This window comes from Streptomyces sp. NPDC023481, assembly GCF_055560195.1.
The window spans coordinates 82,504-101,179 of sequence record NZ_JBVHJE010000009.1 but is presented as its reverse complement, the minus strand read 5'-3'; the positions used below and the strand labels follow the sequence as shown (position 1 = coordinate 101,179).

General features: G+C 72.8%; 16 protein-coding genes. 10 read left to right on the top strand and 6 right to left on the bottom strand.

The genetic code is table 11. The annotated features are described in order from the left end of the window. Nucleotides 1-99 precede the first annotated feature (99 nt). Together ACZ3ZD_RS19265 and ACZ3ZD_RS19260 are read right to left on the bottom strand one after the other, a co-directional pair. On the bottom strand, nt 100-552 hold the full coding sequence (locus ACZ3ZD_RS19265) for a DUF6114 domain-containing protein (protein WP_467398631.1): 453 nt from the start codon (nt 550-552) through the stop codon (nt 100-102). A 5-nt stretch (nt 553-557) separates the two neighbouring features. After that, entirely contained in the window at nt 558-1,256 is a 699-nt protein-coding gene (locus ACZ3ZD_RS19260) for a DUF6230 family protein (RefSeq protein ID WP_467398628.1), read from the bottom strand. A 691-nt stretch (nt 1,257-1,947) separates the two neighbouring features. Between ACZ3ZD_RS19260 and ACZ3ZD_RS19255 the strand changes: the two genes are divergently transcribed. Beyond that, entirely contained in the window at nt 1,948-2,598 is a 651-nt protein-coding gene (locus ACZ3ZD_RS19255) for a Tat pathway signal sequence domain protein (RefSeq protein ID WP_467398626.1), read from the top strand. An 18-nt stretch (nt 2,599-2,616) separates the two neighbouring features. Here ACZ3ZD_RS19255 and ACZ3ZD_RS19250 read toward each other — a convergent pair whose 3' ends face one another. Next, nucleotides 2,617-3,579, bottom strand: a complete 963-nt coding sequence (locus tag ACZ3ZD_RS19250; RefSeq protein WP_467398623.1) for a lytic polysaccharide monooxygenase auxiliary activity family 9 protein — start codon at nt 3,577-3,579, stop codon at nt 2,617-2,619. A 437-nt stretch (nt 3,580-4,016) separates the two neighbouring features. Between ACZ3ZD_RS19250 and ACZ3ZD_RS19245 the strand changes: the two genes are divergently transcribed. Together ACZ3ZD_RS19245 and ACZ3ZD_RS19240 are read left to right on the top strand one after the other, a co-directional pair. Further along, a complete protein-coding gene (locus tag ACZ3ZD_RS19245; protein ID WP_467398621.1) occupies nt 4,017-4,664 on the top strand; it encodes a ScbR family autoregulator-binding transcription factor in 648 nt (215 codons plus the stop codon). Between the two features lie 22 nt (nt 4,665-4,686). Then, nucleotides 4,687-5,874 carry a damage-control phosphatase ARMT1 family protein gene (locus ACZ3ZD_RS19240; RefSeq protein ID WP_467398618.1) on the top strand — a complete coding sequence of 396 codons (1,188 nt, stop codon included), beginning with the start codon at nt 4,687-4,689 and terminating at the stop codon, nt 5,872-5,874. An 8-nt stretch (nt 5,875-5,882) separates the two neighbouring features. Here the strand turns inward: ACZ3ZD_RS19240 and ACZ3ZD_RS19235 are convergent, their stop codons facing one another. Continuing rightward, a complete protein-coding gene (locus ACZ3ZD_RS19235) occupies nt 5,883-7,148 on the bottom strand; it encodes a cytochrome P450 (RefSeq protein WP_467398616.1) in 1,266 nt (421 codons plus the stop codon). Beyond that, nucleotides 7,145-7,993: an alpha/beta fold hydrolase gene (locus ACZ3ZD_RS19230; RefSeq protein WP_467398613.1), complete on the bottom strand. Its 849-nt coding sequence runs from the start codon at nt 7,991-7,993 to the stop codon at nt 7,145-7,147. Before ACZ3ZD_RS19230 ends, ACZ3ZD_RS19235 begins: the two co-directional genes overlap by 4 nt. A gap of 152 nt (nt 7,994-8,145) precedes the next feature. Between ACZ3ZD_RS19230 and cyc2 the strand changes: the two genes are divergently transcribed. The 5 genes from cyc2 to ACZ3ZD_RS19205 all read left to right on the top strand — a co-directional run bounded on the left by cyc2 (nt 8,146) and on the right by ACZ3ZD_RS19205 (nt 15,337). Then, the gene (gene cyc2, locus ACZ3ZD_RS19225; protein WP_467398611.1) at nt 8,146-10,308 is read left to right on the top strand and encodes a germacradienol/geosmin synthase Cyc2; all 2,163 of its coding nucleotides are present in this window, start codon (nt 8,146-8,148) and stop codon (nt 10,306-10,308) included. Nucleotides 10,309-10,422: 114 nt separating this feature from the next. Further along, the gene (phsA, locus tag ACZ3ZD_RS19220; RefSeq protein WP_467398609.1) at nt 10,423-12,312 is read left to right on the top strand and encodes an O-aminophenol oxidase PhsA; all 1,890 of its coding nucleotides are present in this window, start codon (nt 10,423-10,425) and stop codon (nt 12,310-12,312) included. Between the two features lie 116 nt (nt 12,313-12,428). Then, on the top strand, nt 12,429-12,986 hold the full coding sequence (locus ACZ3ZD_RS19215) for a PDZ domain-containing protein (RefSeq protein WP_467398607.1): 558 nt from the start codon (nt 12,429-12,431) through the stop codon (nt 12,984-12,986). A gap of 232 nt (nt 12,987-13,218) precedes the next feature. After that, on the top strand, nt 13,219-14,346 hold the full coding sequence (locus tag ACZ3ZD_RS19210) for a M24 family metallopeptidase (RefSeq protein WP_467398605.1): 1,128 nt from the start codon (nt 13,219-13,221) through the stop codon (nt 14,344-14,346). Between the two features lie 52 nt (nt 14,347-14,398). Beyond that, nucleotides 14,399-15,337 carry an aminoglycoside phosphotransferase family protein gene (locus ACZ3ZD_RS19205; protein ID WP_467398602.1) on the top strand — a complete coding sequence of 313 codons (939 nt, stop codon included), beginning with the start codon at nt 14,399-14,401 and terminating at the stop codon, nt 15,335-15,337. A gap of 66 nt (nt 15,338-15,403) precedes the next feature. Here ACZ3ZD_RS19205 and treZ read toward each other — a convergent pair whose 3' ends face one another. Further along, nucleotides 15,404-17,149: a malto-oligosyltrehalose trehalohydrolase gene (gene treZ / locus ACZ3ZD_RS19200; RefSeq protein ID WP_467398601.1), complete on the bottom strand. Its 1,746-nt coding sequence runs from the start codon at nt 17,147-17,149 to the stop codon at nt 15,404-15,406. A gap of 177 nt (nt 17,150-17,326) precedes the next feature. Here treZ and ACZ3ZD_RS19195 point away from each other — a divergent pair, with 177 nt between their 5' ends. Then, complete coding sequence (locus tag ACZ3ZD_RS19195) at nt 17,327-17,878, top strand: FHA domain-containing protein (protein ID WP_467398600.1); 552 nt, start codon at nt 17,327-17,329, stop codon at nt 17,876-17,878. Nucleotides 17,879-17,984: 106 nt separating this feature from the next. Next, a complete protein-coding gene (locus ACZ3ZD_RS19190; RefSeq protein ID WP_467398597.1) occupies nt 17,985-18,398 on the top strand; it encodes an SSI family serine proteinase inhibitor in 414 nt (137 codons plus the stop codon). The last annotated feature ends 278 nt before the right edge of the window (nt 18,399-18,676 follow it).

Here is an 18,676-nt window from a genome sequence, read left to right as displayed (position 1 = left end):
GAGGGACGGAGACGTTCCGGTACCCCAGCCAGACGTAACGGTCCGCGCCCCCCGGCGGAGCCGACCCGCGCCCCCGGCCGTACCCGGCGCCCGCGCTGCTCAGGCCGCCCTCTCCACCCCCTCCGAGTTCAGGGAGCGGGTCGCCGTGTGTGCCTGCTTGCGGCGTTTGCGGCGGCTGATGCGCGGTTCCTGGTCGGGGAGCCAGCCGAAGGTGAGGCAGCTGCCGATGGCGCCGAGGAGGAGGCCGATGAAGAAGCCGCCCAGGTTGGAGGTGAGCCAGGTGGCCAGCGAGACCAGGATGCCGGTGATCGAGTAGAAGAGCCGCTGGGCGGGGTTGAAGAGGATCAGCAGGCCCAGCAGCACCATGAGGCCCGGCAGCAGGTAGCCGGCGAGGCCCTGCATGCCGATGTGCATCACGACCTTCAGCGAGGCCTTCTCGGTGAGCAGGATCTCGCCGCCGCCGAGGGTGAGCAGCAACCCGCCCCAGAACGGCCGACGGGCCCGCCATCCACGGAAGGCGAGCCTCGATCCCCGGTGTGTCGGGTCCGGCACGGCGATCAGCAACCCGAGTCGCTGAAGCGCAGCTTGAGACCCGGCAGCTTGAACACGCCAGCCGTGGTCGCGTAGTTCGTCTGCCGCAGGTTGGCGATCCGCACGGTGTCGGCCTGCTGGCTGAAGACACCGATCGGACCCTTCACGCCCGCCTTGGTCAGCGTGCTGGCGTCGTTGCCGATCTCGATGTTGTTGAACGCCGCGTCACCCGTCAGCTCGGTGGAGTCGGTGGTCAGGTCGGTCGCGCTGACCTTGTCCGCCCCGCTGCCCGCGGTGATCAGCAGGTTGGTGCCGCCGAGGTCGACGCTCTGGCACAGCTTGGTGAGCGTGGCGTGCTTGATGGCGGAGGTGACGATGAGCACCTGTCCGCCGGAGTCACCGGCGTTCGGGCTGCCCTCGGCCATGTTGTCGAGTCCGCCGAACTGCTCGAACCCGGTGCCGTTCAGTTCGGTCGCGGTGACGGTGAACGGCATTCCGGAGATGGCGAACTGCACACCCAGCGCGCCCTGCGCGGTGAGGACGGCGAGGCCGGCGGCGATCAGGGTGGCGGGCACCGCCATCACCGCGGCCCGGCGGGCACGGACGCGTCCTCGTCTCTCACCGCCGGCGCTGCCGCCGTCGGTGTTCGGGGTGTCGGAGGGGATGTGGCTCCCCGGGGTCTCAGGGGTGTTGCCGGCGGACGAGAGGTCCGGGGACGAGGCCATGTCTGCTCCCATGGGCGCGGATCAATGCGGGTTGGGCTTCAGTGGCGCGGTGTCCTGGCGCGGACAGCGGATGCCGCGCACGCCTCCTCGCGACTCCCGGCGGGTGCAAGGGCTTTCTCGTTACGCGGCAGTAGCCTTCGAGGAAGTTACCGCCGGTTACATCGGGGGGTCAAGGGAGTTGTGAAAAAAGGGTGTCGGAGGTGCGCGTGCCCGTATCCGCCCGCCACAACTCCCCTTCAACTGCTTGACGTTGACGGTTGATCAGGTCTACAACTTCCCCTGTTTCCCCACGGATCCGTGGCGCCGGATCCGACAGGCGGCATCCGTCGCGTCCCCGGGGCGTGGCACCAGCCGCGTCCCCGCGGCACCGACCGCGCTCCCGGCCGGTCACGGCAACGCTTCACCGCCTGTCACGGCAATCGCTTCACCATCCGTCACGGCATCGGCCACACCTCACAGCGCGGCAGCGGCACGGCTGTCCACCCTTTCCTTCCCGTGCCCGGCCGCTCCCTTGTCCGGCCCGGCCGGAGGTCTCTCCCCCCGAGCCTTCGGCCGGTGCCCGGTGTGCCGCCGGCGCGGGACCGCCGCGTACGGAGAAGGCGCTGCGGTCCTGCGCCGGCGGCACCGCCCGTACCACCCGCCACCCCCCGATTCCACTTCACCCCCCTCACCTTGGACGAAAGGCACCCGCATGCGTACGCGCTCCCTGATCGCCCTCGCCGGCACCGCCACGGCGCTCGCCCTCACCTGGGCCACCCCGGCCTCCGCGGCCTCCGCGGTCCTGACCACCGGCAGCGCCGGCGGCACCGCGGCCGCCGTGGGCGACACCCTGACCGCGCCCCTGGCGACGGGCTCCACCGCGACCTTCTACTCCAGCGCGACCGGCACCAGTGGCGTGAAGTGCACCGCCTCCCAGTTCACCGCCAAGGTCACCGGCAACCCGACCGCGCCCGGTACGGCCACCGAGTCCGTCATCGCGCACACCTTCGACAGCAGCACCTGTTCCAGCAACGTCCCCGGTGTCCTCGGCGTCAACGGCATCACCATCAACAACCTGCCGTACTCGGCGACGATCACCTCCGCCGGCACCCTCACCGTCTCGCCCCCGAGCGGCTCCACCATCCAGGCCACGGTCCAGCTGCGCACCCTGCTGGGCACCGTCACCTGCGTCTACCAGGCGGCCGGCCTGACCGGCAAGGCCGACAACGCCGACAACAGCATCACCTTCACCAACCAGCAGTTCGCCAAGAGCTCCGGCTCGTCGCTGTGCTTCGCCAACGGCTACTTCACGGCCAAGTACGCGCCCGTCTCCGACGCCGGCAGCCCGGTCTACGTCAACTGATCCGAACCGACCGCTGGTTCAGCTGCGGCGTGGACGCCGTAGCCGGAGGAACAGGGCGGCGCCACCGGTGAGCAGCAGCACCGCGGTGGCGCCGCCCGCCAGCAGTGGCGCCGAGGGCCCGGCGCCGCCGTGCGTGGCCTCCGCCACCGGAGTTCCGTCGGCGGGCCGCCCGTCGTCCCTCTGCGCGAGGGCAGTCGAGTGCCCCGCCGGAGGGCTCTTCACCGGCGAAGCCTGCGCCCTCGGCGAACCCGGTGCGGGTGTCGAGGCCCGTACGGGTGCGGAAGCCCGCTCGCCCGCCGAAATCGCCGCACCCGTGGAAGGCCCGGTCCCGGCGGCCTTCCCGCGCTCCGGGAACACCACGTCGGAACACGAGTAGTAGGTGTCCGGCGTACTGCTGTTCTGCCAGATCGTGTACAGCACCTGACGCCCTGTCCGGTCGGCCGGCAAGGTGGCGCTCATCCGGTACGCCCCGTCGCGCAGCGGTGGGTCCGTGACCTCCGCGAGGGGCCGCTCCGGCAGGTCCGACCAGGTCAGCGGCTTCGAGGGGTCGTAACCCGGCTTGGTCAGGTACAGCCTGAACGTGCCCGAGTGCGCGATCGTCGACGCGTACGTCAACGTCAGCCGGCCGCCCGGGCTCAGCCGTGTCGCCGGCCAGTCCCGCCGGGCCAGGTCCAGGCCGCGGTACGCCGGCAGGTTCCCGCTGCACAGTCTGCCGTCCGGGATCACCTTCCGGTCGCGGCCGTCCACCCCCGCCACCCGCAGGTTGTCCCAGGCGGTGAACGGAGCGCCGTTCGCCGCGATCGCCGCCCGACAGGCCGCCGTCCGCACGGCGCCGCCCTCCGGCGAGCAGGCGTAGACCCGGCTGACCGGGTCCGTCGGGGCCCCGTGCGCCTGGGCGGGCCCCGCCGCCCACGGCAGCAACAGCAACGGTGCCGCCGCAGCGGCCACCCTGACGCTCAGGCGGGCGGTCATCCGACTCATCCGGGACGTCTCCTCGGCGGACGCGGGAACGGGGTCTGCGGCGTCCAGTACGACGCCGGCGCCCCGCGCGTTCAGCCCGATCGGCGCGCCGTGCGCGGGGGGCGTGAAAGCACCGACCGGTTCGGCTGTTTTACGCCTGCTTCCACATCCCGTTGAGGAGCCGGCCGTCCGCCTCGTATCGTGGCGATCATGGGAGCGGCGGTCGTCGCCCCCGGACTGCCGGGCGCCCGCCCGCGACGAAGGGGGAATCCGATGTGGGCTCGCCCGACTCGCGCGGCGCCGAGTGCGCGGCCGGTGTCCCACGGGCAGGTGACACGTGTCGTAACGTGCACGGGGCATGCCGGAGTCCCTTTACCGTTACGTGAGTTATCGTATCCAAGGGGTTAAAAACAAACCGCATGTCCTGTTCGTTAGAGATGCGAGGAGGGGGTCCCAGGATGGCGAGGCAGTTACGCGCCGAACAGACCCGGGCGACGATCATCGCGGCCGCGGCCGACCTGTTCGACCGGCACGGGTACGAATCCACCAGCCTGAGCGACATCGTCGCACATGCGAAGGTCACCAAGGGCGCCCTGTACTTCCACTTCGCCGCCAAGGAGGATCTGGCCCACGCCATCCTGGAGCTCCAGGCCAAGGCCGCGCAACAGCTCGTCGCCGACGTCGAGAGCCGGGGCTGCTCCTCGCTGGAGGCCCTGATGCGCACCACGTTCGGGATCGCCAGGCTCGCCGTGGAGGATCCCGTGCCGCGCGCCGGACTGCGCCTGGCCACCGCGGACATCGCCGTACGGCCGCCGCTGCGGCACCCGTTCACCGAGTGGCAGGAGTTCGCCACCCGCAAGTTCACCGGGGCCGTCCGGGAGGCGGACGTACACGGCGAACTCGACGTCGGTGCCGTCGCCCACTCCCTCGTCTGCTTCTTCATCGGCACCCGCGTCGCCGGCCGTTCACTGGAGCCGACCGCACGCCTGCCGCGCAGGGTCGCCGAGATGTGGCACCTCATGATCCGCGGACTCGTCCCGGTGCACCGCCGCCCCCGCTACGTCACCCTCGCCACGCAACTGGAGCGGGAGATCCGCACCGCCTGAGGCCCGCGATACCGTGACGGACATGCCCGACACACCCTTCGCACCCGTGATCCTCGGCAACGAACCCGGCTCCTTCCCGCACAGCGTGCTGGCCGACCGGCACCCGGCGATCATCCGGCAGGTACGGGAGGCCCTGCCGTACGGCCCCGGGCAGCACACGGCACTGGACGAGCTGGTGCACAATTGCACCCAGGGGACGATCGAGTCGCTCCCCGCGAACGCCCCGGACCGGGACCGGTGGCACCGCTGGGGCCTGGCCGACCACACCGGCCGGTCCTGGTACGACGTGCCGTGGCTGTGGGCCGAGAGCTACTTCTACCGCCGACTCCTCGACGCCGTCGGCTGGTTCGGCCCGGGCGCCTGGCAGAGCATCGACCCCTTCCGCCCCTTCAAACGCGCCGAACTCGACGCCCCCGAGACCGACGAGGAACTCGCCGCCCTGGACGGCCTGCGCGACCTGCCGCAGGAGGAGCGGGACCGGGCGCTGCTGCACGGCTCACTGTGGGGCAACCGCGCCGACCTCGGCTTCCGACTGTCCGCCGCGGGCGCCGAGGACCGGGAACCGGCCCCCGCGCTGGTCGCCGACGACAGCGAGACCCTCTGGTCGCTGCTGCCGCCCGGCGGGACGGGCACGCTCGTGCTCGTCGCGGACAACGCGGGCCGCGAACTCGTCCCCGACCTCCTGCTGATCGCCCACCTCCTCACCGAGCGACGGGCCGCACGGGCCGTCCTGCACGTCAAGCCGTACCCGTACTACGTCTCCGACGCCACCACCGCCGACGTGGTCGACGCGCTGCACCGGCTGCGCGCGGCCACCGGCGCGGCCGCCGAGTACGGGCGGACGCTCTGGTCGGCCCTGGCCGACGGCCGGCTCACCGTCCGCGCCCACCCCTTCTCCTGCGCCCCGCTGCCCTACGCCGCCATGCCCGACGACCTGAACGCCGAGTTCGCGGCGGCCACCCTGACCATCGTCAAGGGCGACCTCAACTACCGCCGTCTGGTGGGCGACCGCCTCTGGCCGCCCACCACACCCTTCCGGGAGACCACCGCCTACTTCCCCGGCCCGGTCGCCGCACTGCGCACCCTCAAGTCCGACGTGATCACCGGGCTCACGGCCGCGACCGAGGCCGCGCTGGTGGCGGCCGAGGGGCAGAACTGGCGGACAGGCGGCACCCACGCGCTGATCCAGGTCGATCCCACACGTCACTGATCCACGTCTCAGGTGAGGTGCACCGGCAGTGATTTGACGCCGTTGATGAAGTTCGACACCAGCCGCCCGGGCGGACCGGCGAGCCGCGGCGGCCCGGGCAGGGCGCGCAGCACCTCCTCGTGGAGCAGCCGCAGTTGCAGCCGGGCGAAGTGGGCGCCCAGGCACACGTGCGGGCCGTCCCCGAAGGAGACGTGCGGATTGGGGGAGCGGGCCAGGTCGAGCCGGTCGGGAGCGGTGAAGACCTGCTCGTCCCGGTTGGCCGAGGCGTGGAACACCACGACCTTGTCGCCGGCCCGGATCGCGCGGCCCGCCAGCTCGGTGTCCCGTACGGCCGTACGGCGGAAGGTGAGCACGGGCGGATGCCAGCGCAGCAACTCGTCGACTGCGCAAGCTATATCGACTGCACCGGTGCGCAGCAGTGCGTACGCCTCCGGGTGCTCGGCCAGGGCCAGCAGGCCGCCCGGGGCCGCGCTGCGCACGGTGTCGTTGCCCGCCACGGTGAGCAGGAAGAAGAACATCTCCAGTTCGCCGTCGGCGAGTTCCGTGTCATGGGCGAGTGTCGTCAGGATGTCGTCGTCAGGATGCCGTCCTTTGTCTGCGGTCAACTGGCGAACGTATGCGAACATCTCCCGCAGCATCGCCGGCGACCGCGGATTCACCGGCCTTCCCGCTCCGTCCAGCACCGGCGGACCGGCCTCGTCCGGATCCTGGTAGCCGATGACCCGCTGCGTCCAGTGCAGCAGCAGCCGCCGGTCGCTCTCCGGGACGCCCAGCAGATCCGCCAGGTTCAGCAGGGCGTACTCGTCGGTGACGGCGGCCACCAGGTCGACCGTCGAACCGCCCTCCCGCGCCGCCTCCAGGGCGCCCGCGAGCAGGGTGCGCGCCCGCTGCCGGGCGACCGCCGCGAACCGGTCGACCCGCCCCGGCGTGAAGGCACGGCTCACCAGCCGGCGCAGCCGCCCGTGCGCCGGCGGATCCTGGTTGAGCATCATCCGCCGGATGAACGGCAGGTCGTCCGGGTCCGGGTCCCGGATCTGGGTGGCGCCGGCGTACGAGGAGTACGTCCCCGCGTCCTTGAGGACGCGTACGACGTCCGCGTGCCGGGTCACCGCCCAGAACCCGGGGCCGGCCGGCCAGCCCAGCACCTCCGGCTCGTCCTGCCAGGCCACCGGATGGTGGTCGCGGAGCACGCGGTAGTCGTCGTAGGGGACACCGGTGGCGTACCGGCGGGGATCGAAGACGTCCGGGACCGGGGGTGCGGCGTGCACGCTCACGCGGGCTCGCCTTCGCGCTCGCCCTCGCGCGCCGCTTCCGCCCGGTGCGGCTCCTTCGGCGGGTCCGCCGCGTCCGCCTCGTCCGCGCGCAGGAAGTCCTCGACGGTGCGGATCAGCTCCAGCGGGGTCTCGTCCATCGCGTAGTGGCCGGCGCCGGGCAGTACGGCGAGCCGCGCGCGCGGGTACCAGGTCATCCAGGTCTGCCGCATGACCTCCGGCGACAGTGCCGGATCGAGCGCGCCGGCCACGGCGAGCGCCGGCACCTCGCTGCCCGCGACGTCGGCGCTGAAGTCCTCGCCGGCCCACGAGTCCAGCCAGGCCCGGAACGCCCTGGGATCGATGCGCTCCAGCGAGCGGGCGACCATCCGGTCCAGCCAGGCGGCGGGCCGCCGGCCACCGGTGGTGACGTCGATGATCGCGCGCCGGTTCTCCGCCCGGTGCGCCGCGTCCCTGAACAGCGCCGCCTGCTCCCCGGCCAGCGGCATGCCCGAGGCGGGCACCGGCGAGACGCCGGCGATCCGGCGCACCCGGTGCGGGGCCACGGCCAGCAGCCGCTGGACCACCGCGCCGCCCATGGAGTGCCCGATCACCGAGAACCGCTCCCAGCCGAGCCGGTCCGCCAGTTTCACCAGGTCCACGGCCGCCTCGGCCGTCGTGTACGCGCCGGTGGCGTCCCTGGCCTCGCCGTAGCCGCGCAGATCGACCAGCGCGTAACCGAACGACGTGCGGTCGAGGTCCGGGAGGACGGCCGCGTAGGCGGACCGGTCGGCGAACCAGCCGTGCACGGCGAACACCTTGTGGGCGCCGTCGCCGTGCACCTCATGGGGCAGCACGAAGGAGGTCATGCGCCTACCGTGGCCCCCGCGCGCGGGCACGGCAAGGGAACCAACGCCACAACCCCCCGCCGGAGTTCCCCGTTTCGCGGCCGGTTCACGCGATGGTGTGATCATGTGACCTCTGGTGGATGAGGGACCGGGACCGCGGGTAGGGCCCGGCCATGACGCAGCCGTTCGAACTCCCGCGCTTCTACATGCCGTATCCCGCCCGGCTCAACCCGCACCTGGAGGAGGCCCGGGCCCACTCGACGGGGTGGGCCCGGCGGATGGGCATGCTGGAGGGGTCCGGGATCTGGGACCAGGCCGACCTGGAGGCGCACGACTACGGCCTCCTGTGCGCCTACACGCATCCCGACTGCGACGGACCCGCTCTCTCGCTGATCACCGACTGGTACGTGTGGGTGTTCTTCTTCGACGACCACTTCCTCGACATGTACAAGCGCACCCAGGACCGCGCCGCCGGAAAGGCGCACCTGGACCGCCTGCCGCTGTTCATGCCGCTCGACCTCGCCACCCCCGTGCCCCAGCCGGAGAATCCGGTGGAGGCCGGACTGAGCGACCTGTGGGCCCGGACGGTGCCCTCGATGTCCGTGGACTGGCGCCGCCGCTTCTCCGTCGCCACCGAGCACCTGCTCAACGAGTCGATGTGGGAGCTGTCCAACATCAACGGGGGGCGGATCGCCAACCCCGTCGAGTACATCGAGATGCGCCGCAAGGTCGGCGGCGCCCCCTGGTCGGCCGGACTCGTGGAGTACGTGACCGCCGAGGTGCCCGCCGCGGTCGCCGGCACCCGGCCGCTGCGCGTCCTCATGGAGACGTTCTCCGACGCTGTGCACCTGCGCAACGACCTGTTCTCCTACCAGCGCGAGGTCGAGGACGAGGGCGAGAACAGCAACGGCGTGCTCGTGCTGGAGAAGTTCTTCGGCTGCACCACACAGGAGGCCGCCGACACCGTCAACGACGTCCTCACCTCCCGGCTGCACCAGTTCGAGCACACGGCGCTGACCGAAGTCCCGGCGGTGGCCCTGGAGAAGGGCCTCACCCCCGGCGAGACCGCCGCGATCGCCGCCTACACCAAGGGCCTGCAGGACTGGCAGTCCGGCGGCCACGAATGGCACCTGCGCTCCAGCCGTTACATGAACCAGGGCGCGCGGTCCGCTTCGCCCTGGGAGTCGAGGGGCGGCCCCGGCACCTCCGCCGCCGACATCGGCGCGCTGCTCGCCTCGGCCGCACAGGAACGCCTGCGCGCCCACGCGCACGTGCCGTACCAGAAGGTCGGACCCTCCCGCATCCCCGACATGTACATGCCCTACGAGGTCCGGCTCAGCCCCCTCCTCGACCAGGCTCGCGGCCACCTCGTCGACTGGTGCCACCGGACGGGCATCCTCGAGGAGGGCGTCTGGGACGAGGACAAGCTCGCGGCGTACGACCTCGCGCTGTGCTCCGCCGGCCTGGACCCGGAGGCCGGTCCGGAGGCCCTCGACCTGAGCGCGCAGTGGCTCGCCTTCGGGACCTACGGCGACGACTACTACCCGCTCGTCTACGGCCACCGCAGGGACCTGGCCGCCGCCCGGCTGACCACGGCCCGGCTGTCGCAGTGCATGCCGGTCGAGGGCGAGCCGTCCGTCGTCCCCGGCAACGCCATGGAACGCGCGCTGATCGACCTGTGGACACGCACCACGGCCACGATGACCGCCGGCGAGCGGCGCACCCTGAAGGCGTCCGTGGACACGATGACCGAGAGCTGGGTGTGGGAGCTGTCCAACCAGTTCCTCAACCGCGTCCCCGACCCGGTCGACTACCTGGAGATGCGCCGCGCCACCTTCGGCTCCGACCTCACCCTGAGCCTGTGCCGCATGGGCCGCGGCCCGGCGGTCCCGCCCGAGGTGTACCGCAGCGGCCCGGTCCGCTCCCTGGAGAACTCCGCCGTGGACTACGCGTGCCTGCTCAACGACATCTTCTCGTACCAGAAGGAGATCGAGTACGAGGGCGAGATGCACAACGCCGTCCTGGTCGTGCAGAACTTCTTCGGCGTGGACTATCCGGCCGCGCTCGCCGTCGTCCACGATCTGACGACCCAGCGAATGCAGCAGTTCGAGCACGTCATCGCCCACGAACTCCCGGTCCTGTACGACGACTTCCGGCTCTCGGCGGAAGCGCGCGCCGCCATGGACGGCTATGTGCTCGACCTGCAGAACTGGCTGGCCGGCATCCTGCACTGGCACCGGAGCGTCGACCGCTACAAGGCCGAGTGGCTCGGCCGCCGCGCCCACGGCTTCCTGCCCGGCCGGGCACCCGCCGTGCCCACCCTGGCGCTCGGCTGACGGTCGCCGAATCTGCTCGTACGGAACCGGGCATTCAGGGAACTTCGGTGAGCCCTCGGGAGTCTTGTGGAGTAAGGGGAACAACAGACCACGAACACACGGGGGTGTTCGATCTTGACCGAGATCATCGACAGGCCCACCGAAGAGACCGCGGGGGCCGGCGCAGCACTGACGGCACTCGACATGGCGGCCGAACTGGCGGCGTACGTAGCGCCGTTGACCGTGCCGCCGGTCCTGCGGCCCGGCGCCGGCGACGTCCTGCGCGAGACCGAGATCGCCCTGCGCCCGGCCTGGGTGCGCCTGCACCCGCAACTGCCGCCGACCCTGATGTGGGGCTACGACGGACACGTGCCGGGCCCGACCATCGAAGTGCGGCGCGGCCGGCGCGTCCGCATCGCCTGGACCAACCGCATACCCAAGGACAGCGAGTACCCGGTCACCTCCGTGGAGGTGCCGCTGCGCACCGACGGCCGCCCGCAGGCCACCACCGAGCCCGGCCGCGAGGGCGTCGAACCGAACAAGGACGTCGCCGCACTGCCCGCCTGGTCGGTGACCCACCTGCACGGCGCGCAGACCGGCGGCGGCAACGACGGCTGGGCGGACAACGCTGTGGGCCACGGCGACGCCCAGCTCTCGGAGTACCCGAACGACCACCAGGCGGTGCAGTGGTGGTACCACGACCACGCGATGAACATCACCCGGTGGAACGTGATGTCGGGCCTGTACGGCACCTACCTCGTCCGGGACGACGAGGAGGACGCCCTTCACCTGCCGTCCGGCGAGCGGGAGATACCGCTCCTCATCGCCGACCGCAACCTCGACACCGACGAGGACGGCCGCCTCAACGGCCGGCTGCTGCACAAGACGGTGATCGTCCAGCAGAGCAACCCGGAGACGGGCAAGCCGGTCTCCGTCCCGTTCACCGGCCCGTACACCACGGTCAACGGCCGTATCTGGCCGTACGCCGACGTCGACCCGGCCTGGTACCGGTTCCGGCTGGTCAACGCCTCCAACGCGCGCATCTTCGAGCTCGTCCTCGTCGACGAGGAGGGCGAGCCGGTGCCGGGGGCCGTCCACCAGATCGGCAGTGACGGCGGCCTGCTGCCGCGCCCGGTGCCGGTCGACTTCGACGCGGAACTGCCCACCCTGACCGCCGCGCCGGCCGAGCGCTTCGACCTGCTGGTGGACTTCCGCGGGCTGGCCGGACGGACCCTGCGCCTGGTGAACAAGGGCCCCAACCAGCCGGCGGGCGTGCCGGACCCGGCCGGGGACGTGCCCTACCCGGCCGTGCTGGAGTTCCGGGTCGGGATGAGCTGCGAGGAGGACACCTTCGAACTGCCCGAGGTGCTCTCCGGCTCCTTCCGCCGCCTCACCCACGACCTCCCGCACGGCCACCGCCTGGTCCTGCTCACCCCGCCCCCCACCAAGGGCGCCGGCGGGCACCCGGAGATATGGGAGATGACCGAGGTCCAGGACACCGCGGGACTCCGGCTCCCGGCCGACGGCATCGTCCAGATCACCGGACCCGACGGCACCACGAAGACGTACCGGCGCACCGCGCGGACGTTCAACGACGGGCTCGGCTTCACCATCGCCGAGGGCAGCTACGAGCAGTGGAGCTTCCTCAACCTCGCGCCCATCGTGCACCCCATGCACATCCACCTGGCCGACTTCCAGCTGCTGGGCCGGGACGCCTACGACGTCTCGGGCTTCGACCCGGCGGCCGGCGGAACCCGCGTCCCGATCCGCTTCGACGCGGGGACGACGATCCCGCTCGCACCCAACGAACACGGCCACAAGGACGTCTTCCGGGTCCCGGGCAGCCAGATGCTGCGGGTCATGGGTCGCTTCGACGGCGCGTACGGCCGGTTCATGTACCACTGCCATCTGCTGGAACACGAGGACATGGGCATGATGCGGCCCTTCGTCGTCATGCCGCCCGAGGCCCTGAAGTTCGACCACGGCGGGGCGCACGGCGGCCACGGGGAGGGCCACACGGGCTGAGACCGGGCGCCCTGAATCCAGGGCTACCCTCCGCCACCCTCCGGCCATTCTCACTCGTTCGTGTCTCGTCGCGGACCGTCGCCCCGGGTAGAGCACCAGCCGGAGGCGAGCGAACCATGGAACAGACTGCGTTGCGGCCCAAGCCGATGCCGGGCCAGGACCGGCGGGACGAGGGAACCCCGGCCCCCGCCCACCGACCGCATGCCGCGCCCCGGCGCGGGCGGCGGCTGCGGACCCTGCTGTTCGGCCTGTGCGCCGGGATCGTGCTGGTGCTCTCCGGCGTCGGCATCGGCACGGTCGGCGCCACGGTGATCGGCATGAGCAGACTCGCCGAGCTGCGGCGCACGGCCCCGCCGCCGGCCCCGTCGGCCGACGCGGCCCCCACACCCCCCGTCGCCCCGGCTGCGCCCGGCGCTGCCCTGGGTGTGGAGGCCGTCGATGCCGAGAAGGCGGGCGCGCTGGTGGTGGGCGTGCACGTACCCGGCCCCGGGTACGCGGCGGGCCTGGTCCGCGGGGACGTCGTGTTGCAACTCGGCTCGGCCCGCGTCGACACCGCCGCCGACCTCGCCCGAGCCGTCACCCGCGCCCACCCCGGAACGGCCCTGCTCATCACGGTCCGCCACAGCAGCGGCGGCTACCAGCAGCTGTCGGTCACCCCGGCGGTGGTGACCTGACCGAGCCGGGAACCGGCCGCGGGGAGGGGCTGGACCCCACGGTCTCGTACACACCGGTAAACCCCCTCGTCGCCATCCGCCCCGCCGGTCATCATGGGCTCATGCCAAGCCACCCGCCCAGGGACCGCGGCGCACCGGTCACCGGAACCAGGTCGCGTCCACCCGCCAGGGCGGGCAGGATGCTGCCCGAGATGCCGTCGGTCCGCTTTCCCGCCCGTGCCCGGAGGTCCGGATGACCGGTACCACGTTCGCGCCCTTCACCGCCGCCGACTACCGCGCCCGCATGGAGCGTGCCGCGCGTGCCGCCGCCGACGCGGGGCTCGCCGGGCTGCTCGTGGCCCCGGGGCCGGACATGGTGTGGCTCACCGGCTACACGCCCACCGCGGTCACGGAACGGCTCACCGTGCTGGTCCTCGCCCCCGGCCGGGACCCCGTTCTCGTCGTGCCCACCCTGGAGGCCCCGGACGCCGAGCACGCGGCCGGCGCCGCCGCGCTCACCCTGCGCGACTGGACGGACGGCAAGGATCCCTACGCCGTCACCGCGGGCCTCCTCGACGACCGCGGCCGGTTCGGCATCAGCGACAACACCTGGGCGATGCACCTGCTGGGCCTCCAGCGGGCTCTCCCCGACACCTCCTACGCCTCCCTCACCGACGCCCTGCCCATGCTCCGCGCGGTGAAGGACGCGGCCGAGCTGGAACTCCTCGCCGCCGCCGCAGCGGCTGCCGACGCAACGTTCGAGGAGATCCGGAACGTTCCCTTCGCCGGCCGGCGCGAGTCGGACGTCGGCGGGGACCTCGCCGGCCTGCTGCGCCGCTTCGGCCACTGTCAGGTCGACTTCACCATCGTCGGCTCCGGCCCGAACGGCGCCAACCCGCACCACGAGGTCGGCGACCGCGTCATCCGGCCCGGCGACATGGTCGTCCTCGACTTCGGCGGCCTGAAGGACGGCTACGGCTCCGACACCAGCCGCACGGTCCACGTCGGCGAGCCGACCGAGGAGGAGCGCCGGGTCCACGACGTCGTGCGCGCCGCCCAGGAGGCCGGCTTCCGGGCCGTACGCCCGGGCGTGGCCTGCCAGGAGGTCGACCGCGCCGCCCGCGCGGTGATCGCGGACGCCGGGTACGGCGAGTACTTCATCCACCGCACCGGGCACGGCATCGGCGTCACCACGCACGAACCGCCGTACATGATCGAGGGCGAGGAGCAGCCGCTGGTGCCCGGCATGTGCTTCTCCGTGGAGCCCGGGATCTACCTGCCCGGCCGTTTCGGGGTGCGCATCGAGGACATCGTCACGGTGACGGAGGGCGGCGGCCGCCGCCTCAACACCACCACGCGTGAGATGGTCATAGTGGACTGACAGGCCCGAGGAGACCACGTACGACGACACCCGGAACGGCGACGCGCGACCCATGACCCAGGCACCGACACCCACCGCGGACACCGTCCGCAGACTGGTCCGTTCGCTGATCGAGGAGGGCGGCGGCGACGGCTCCGGGGGTCTTGACGTGCGGCCCGTGACGGAGGGCCGCGAGCACACCTGGTGGATCGGCGGCCGCCATGTGCTGCGCCTCGCGCCCGACCGCGACGCCTCCGTCCGCCGCCGCCGGGAACTGCGCCTGCGCGACCTGGTCCGCCCGCATGTGCCCGTCGCCGTGCCGACCAGCGTCGCGCACGGCGACTGGGCGCCCGGCCTCGCCTACACCCTCGACACCCGGGTGCCCGGCGGCACGGCCGACGAGTACGACGTCTCCGCCGTCGGCGAGGCCGATCTCGCCGGGCTGCTGAGCGGGCTGCGCGCGGTGCCGGCCCGGCAGGCGGAGGCGCTCGGCGTGCCGCGCACCGCCCCGCGCTCCCTGGAGGCGCTGCGCCGGATGGCCGTACACGCGGCCGAACGGCTCGCCGCCGCCGACGAGTTCGACGCCGCCCGACTGCTCCAGCTGACCCCGCCCGGCGCGGCCCAGCTCGCCGCGCAGCCCGGTACCGCCGTGCTGACCCACCACGGGCTGACCGGCGCGCACGTGGTGGTCAGCGCCGACGGCCGGGTGCGCGGCATCCTGGACTGGACCGCGGCGGCTTTCGGCGACCCCGCCGAGGACATCGCGGGACTGGCCGTCGCGGTCGGCTCCCCGGCCGCCGTCCGCGCCGCCACCCTCGCCGGCTACGGCGCCCGCCCCTGCCTGCGCGGCCTGTGGCTGGCCCGCTGTGACACCGTCCTCCGCCTCACCGACCGCCTGGCGGGCTCCGGGGACGCCGCGCTGCCCCTGCTGCGCACCCAGCTGCGGCGCGCCTGGGAGCCGATCCTGCTGGAGCGGGTGACGGACTTCCAGGAGGACGACCCGGAGCCCTGACGCGGCCCTACGGCCCCCTGGGCACCCACAGGGCTGCAAGGATCCTGCGGGTGCCCCCAGGCCGTCTCAGGGCTGTGTCAGCACCACGCACGACTCCCCGGGCACCTGGAGCAGCCCGTCCCGCCCCGGCGCCTCGACCGGGTCCCAGGCCGCGAGGACCTCCACCCGGCCGGTGCCCAGGGGAATCGCCGCCGCCCGCGGGCCCAGGTTCACCGCCACCCGTACGTCCCCGCGCCGGAAGGCCAGCCAGCGGGCGTCCGCGTCGTACGCCACCTTGGTGTCGGCCAGGTCCGGGTCGGTGAGGTCGGGCTGCTCCCGGCGCAGCGCGATCAGACGGCGGTACCAGGCGAGCACGCGCGCGTGGGGCTCGCGTTCGGGCTCCGACCAGTCCAGGCAGGACCGGTCCCGGGTCGCCGGGTCCTGCGGGTCGGGTACGTCCTCCTCGGCCCACCCGTGCGAGGCGAACTCCCGCCGCCTGCCCCGCCGTACCGCCTCGGCCAGCTCGGGGTCGGTGTGGTCGGTGAAGAACTGCCAGGGCGTGCCCGCCGCCCACTCCTCGCCCATGAACAGCATCGGCGTGAACGGCGCGGTCAGCGTCAGCGTGGCCGCGCAGGCCAGCAGGCCGGGGGAGAGGTGGGCGGCGAGCCGGTCGCCCTGGGCGCGGTTGCCCACCTGGTCGTGGGTCTGGCTGTAGCCCAGCAGCCGGTGCCCGGCCACCCGCGCGCGGTCCAGCGGCCGGCCGTGACCGCGCCCCCGGAAGCTGGAGTACGTGCCGTCGTGGAAGTAGCCGCCGATCAGCGTCTTGGCGAGCGCGCCGAAGGGGTTGCGCGCGAAGTCGGCGTAGTAGCCCTGCGACTCGCCGGTCAGCGCGGTGTGCAGGGCGTGGTGGAAGTCGTCGTTCCACTGGGCGTGCAGGCCGAGGCCGTTCTCCGCGCGCGGGGTGATGAACCGCGGATCGTTCAGGTCCGACTCGGCGATCAGGAACAGCGGCCTGCCCACCTCCTCGGCCAGGCCGTCCACGGCCGCCGACAGCTCCTCCAGGAAGTGGCACGCGCGCGTGTCGTACAGACTGTGCACCGCGTCCAGCCGCAGCCCGTCGAGCCGGTAGTCCCGCAGCCACGCCAGCGCGCTGCCCACGAGGAACGCGCGCACCTCGTCCGAGCCCGGGGCGTCCAGGTTCACCGCCGAACCCCACGGGGTGGTGTGCGTGTCCGTGAAGTACGGCCCGAACAGCGGAAGATAGTTGCCCGACGGGCCCAAGTGGTTGTGTACGACGTCCAGGACGACGCCCAGCCCGAGCGCGTGCGCCCGGTCGACGAAGCGTTTCAGTGCCTCGGGGCCGCCGTACGGCTCGTGCACCGCCCACAGCGACACACCCTCGTACCCCCAGCCGTGCCGCCCCGGGAAGGGACACAACGGCATCAACTCGACGTGGGTCACGCCCAGTTCCACCAGGTGTTCCAGCCGGGCCGCAGCGGCGTCCAGGGTGCCCTCGCGGGTGTACGTGCCCACGTGCAGCTCGTACAGCACCGCGCCCGGCAGCCCGAGCCCCGGCCACGGCGCGCGCCACTCGTGGCGTGTGTGGTCCACGACCGCGCTCAGCCCGTCCGGGCCGTCCGGCTGGCGGCGCGAGCGCGGGTCGGGCAGTACCGGCCCGTCGTCCAGCGCGAACCCGTACCGCGTGCCGTCCCGCGCCTCCGCCTCGCCCGTCCACCACCCCTCGCGCGCGGGGTCGCGCGCCAACGCGCGCGTGGCGCCCTCGCAATGGAGCGTCACTCGGTCTGCCTGCGGTGCCCACACCTCGAACTGCACGGACGGTTCCCCTTCGTCTGCTCACCGTGTTGTCCCGCGTCTCCATCGTGCCGTCCCGGACGATCAATCCGCTTTCGAATCCGCGCTTTGCCGGCAGGTGTCGCGGAAGTGCCCGTACACCGGCACCGATTCCGCGTTTTCTGGACACTCGGGGTTCACTGTCCGACAATCACCAGCGTGACGTCGTCCTTCGAGTTCTCCACCTACCCCGCGCGCCTGTCCGACGCGGAGCGGGACAAGGCGCTGCGGGTACTGCGTGACGGCGTCGCCCTGGGCCGGCTCTCGCACGACACGTTCGTCCGCCGCATGGAGCTGGCGCTCGTCGCGCGCCGCTCCGACGAACTCGCCGCGCTCGTCGCCGACCTGCCCCAGGAGAACCGGTTCTCCCGCGCGGTCCTCGGCACCGTGGAGGCCGTCTCCGGGTTCACCGTGCGGCTGCGCCGGGCCTGGCAGGCCGAGCGGCTGCCCAAGCTGCTGCTGCCGCACCCGTCGCACCACCACCCGCTGCGCATCGGCCGCGATCCGGCGAACGGGCTGCGCCTGAACCACGAGACGGTCTCCCGCGTGCACGCCGAACTGCGCCACCAGGGCGGCCTGTGGGTCCTCAGGGACCTCGGCTCGACCAACGGCACCACCGTCAACGGCCGCCGCGTCATCGGGGCGGTCGTCGTCCGCGAGGGCGACCAGGTCGCCTTCGGCCGGGCGGCCTTCCGGCTCGCGACGGGCTGACCCGGCCCGGCCGGGTCCGTCGGAAGTCACTCCCGGGCACACGTGCGTGCTCCCGATCGGGTGAGCCGCACTGCGGAAGCGGGGCCGCCGTGCCGATGGAACGGGCATGACACACCTCACCAGAGTGGCAGCGGCGGCCGGCGCCCTGCTGGCCGCCACCGGACTTCTCACCGCCGGCCCGGCCCGGGCGGCCGCCCACGACAACCTCCCGCGCACCTGGCTCTACCTGACGGTCGCCAAGGGCGACGCCCGGTCCTCCGACACCCGCGGCGCGCTGCTGCTGTGCGACCCGCCCGTGGGGCACGCGCACGCGGCCCAGGCGTGCGCCGACCTGACCGCCGCCGGGGGAGACATCGGCCGTATCCCGGCCGCGCACGTCTTCTGCCCGATGATCTTCGCGCCGGTGACCGTCCGCGCGCGCGGGCGCTGGAGCGGCCGGGCGGTCGACTTCCAGGAGACGTACACCAGCGCGTGCGTCATGAGGGCGCGCACGGGGTCGGTCTTCACCCTGGACGGCTGACCAGCGCGCGGCCCTGCCGGGGGCGTGGCGCGCTGCTCCGGCCGACGGGGGTCTGCCGGTGGGCGCCTGACGACGCCCGCCGGTGCGGGCCTGACGGTGCGAGACCGACGGCGTGGCCTGACGGTGCGAGACCGACGGCGTGAGCCTGCCGACGTGGGCCCGGCGGTGTGGGCCCGGCGGTGTGGGCCTGACGGCGTGGGCCCGCCGGTGTGGGCCTGCTGGCGTGAGCCTGACGGCGTGCGACCGACGGCGTGGGCCCGCCGCGTGGGCCGGCCGGC

Coding starts and splice junctions, on each gene's coding strand:
- ACZ3ZD_RS19260 (WP_467398628.1), bottom strand. CDS start 1,256: ATGGCCTCGTCCCCGGACCTCTCGTCCGCCGGCAACACCCCTGAGACC.
- ACZ3ZD_RS19255 (WP_467398626.1), top strand. CDS start 1,948: ATGCGTACGCGCTCCCTGATCGCCCTCGCCGGCACCGCCACGGCGCTC.
- ACZ3ZD_RS19250 (WP_467398623.1), bottom strand. CDS start 3,579: ATGAGTCGGATGACCGCCCGCCTGAGCGTCAGGGTGGCCGCTGCGGCG.
- ACZ3ZD_RS19245 (WP_467398621.1), top strand. CDS start 4,017: ATGGCGAGGCAGTTACGCGCCGAACAGACCCGGGCGACGATCATCGCG.
- ACZ3ZD_RS19240 (WP_467398618.1), top strand. CDS start 4,687: ATGCCCGACACACCCTTCGCACCCGTGATCCTCGGCAACGAACCCGGC.
- ACZ3ZD_RS19230 (WP_467398613.1), bottom strand. CDS start 7,993: ATGACCTCCTTCGTGCTGCCCCATGAGGTGCACGGCGACGGCGCCCAC.
- cyc2 (WP_467398611.1), top strand. CDS start 8,146: ATGACGCAGCCGTTCGAACTCCCGCGCTTCTACATGCCGTATCCCGCC.
- ACZ3ZD_RS19215 (WP_467398607.1), top strand. CDS start 12,429: ATGGAACAGACTGCGTTGCGGCCCAAGCCGATGCCGGGCCAGGACCGG.
- ACZ3ZD_RS19210 (WP_467398605.1), top strand. CDS start 13,219: ATGACCGGTACCACGTTCGCGCCCTTCACCGCCGCCGACTACCGCGCC.
- ACZ3ZD_RS19205 (WP_467398602.1), top strand. CDS start 14,399: ATGACCCAGGCACCGACACCCACCGCGGACACCGTCCGCAGACTGGTC.
- ACZ3ZD_RS19190 (WP_467398597.1), top strand. CDS start 17,985: ATGACACACCTCACCAGAGTGGCAGCGGCGGCCGGCGCCCTGCTGGCC.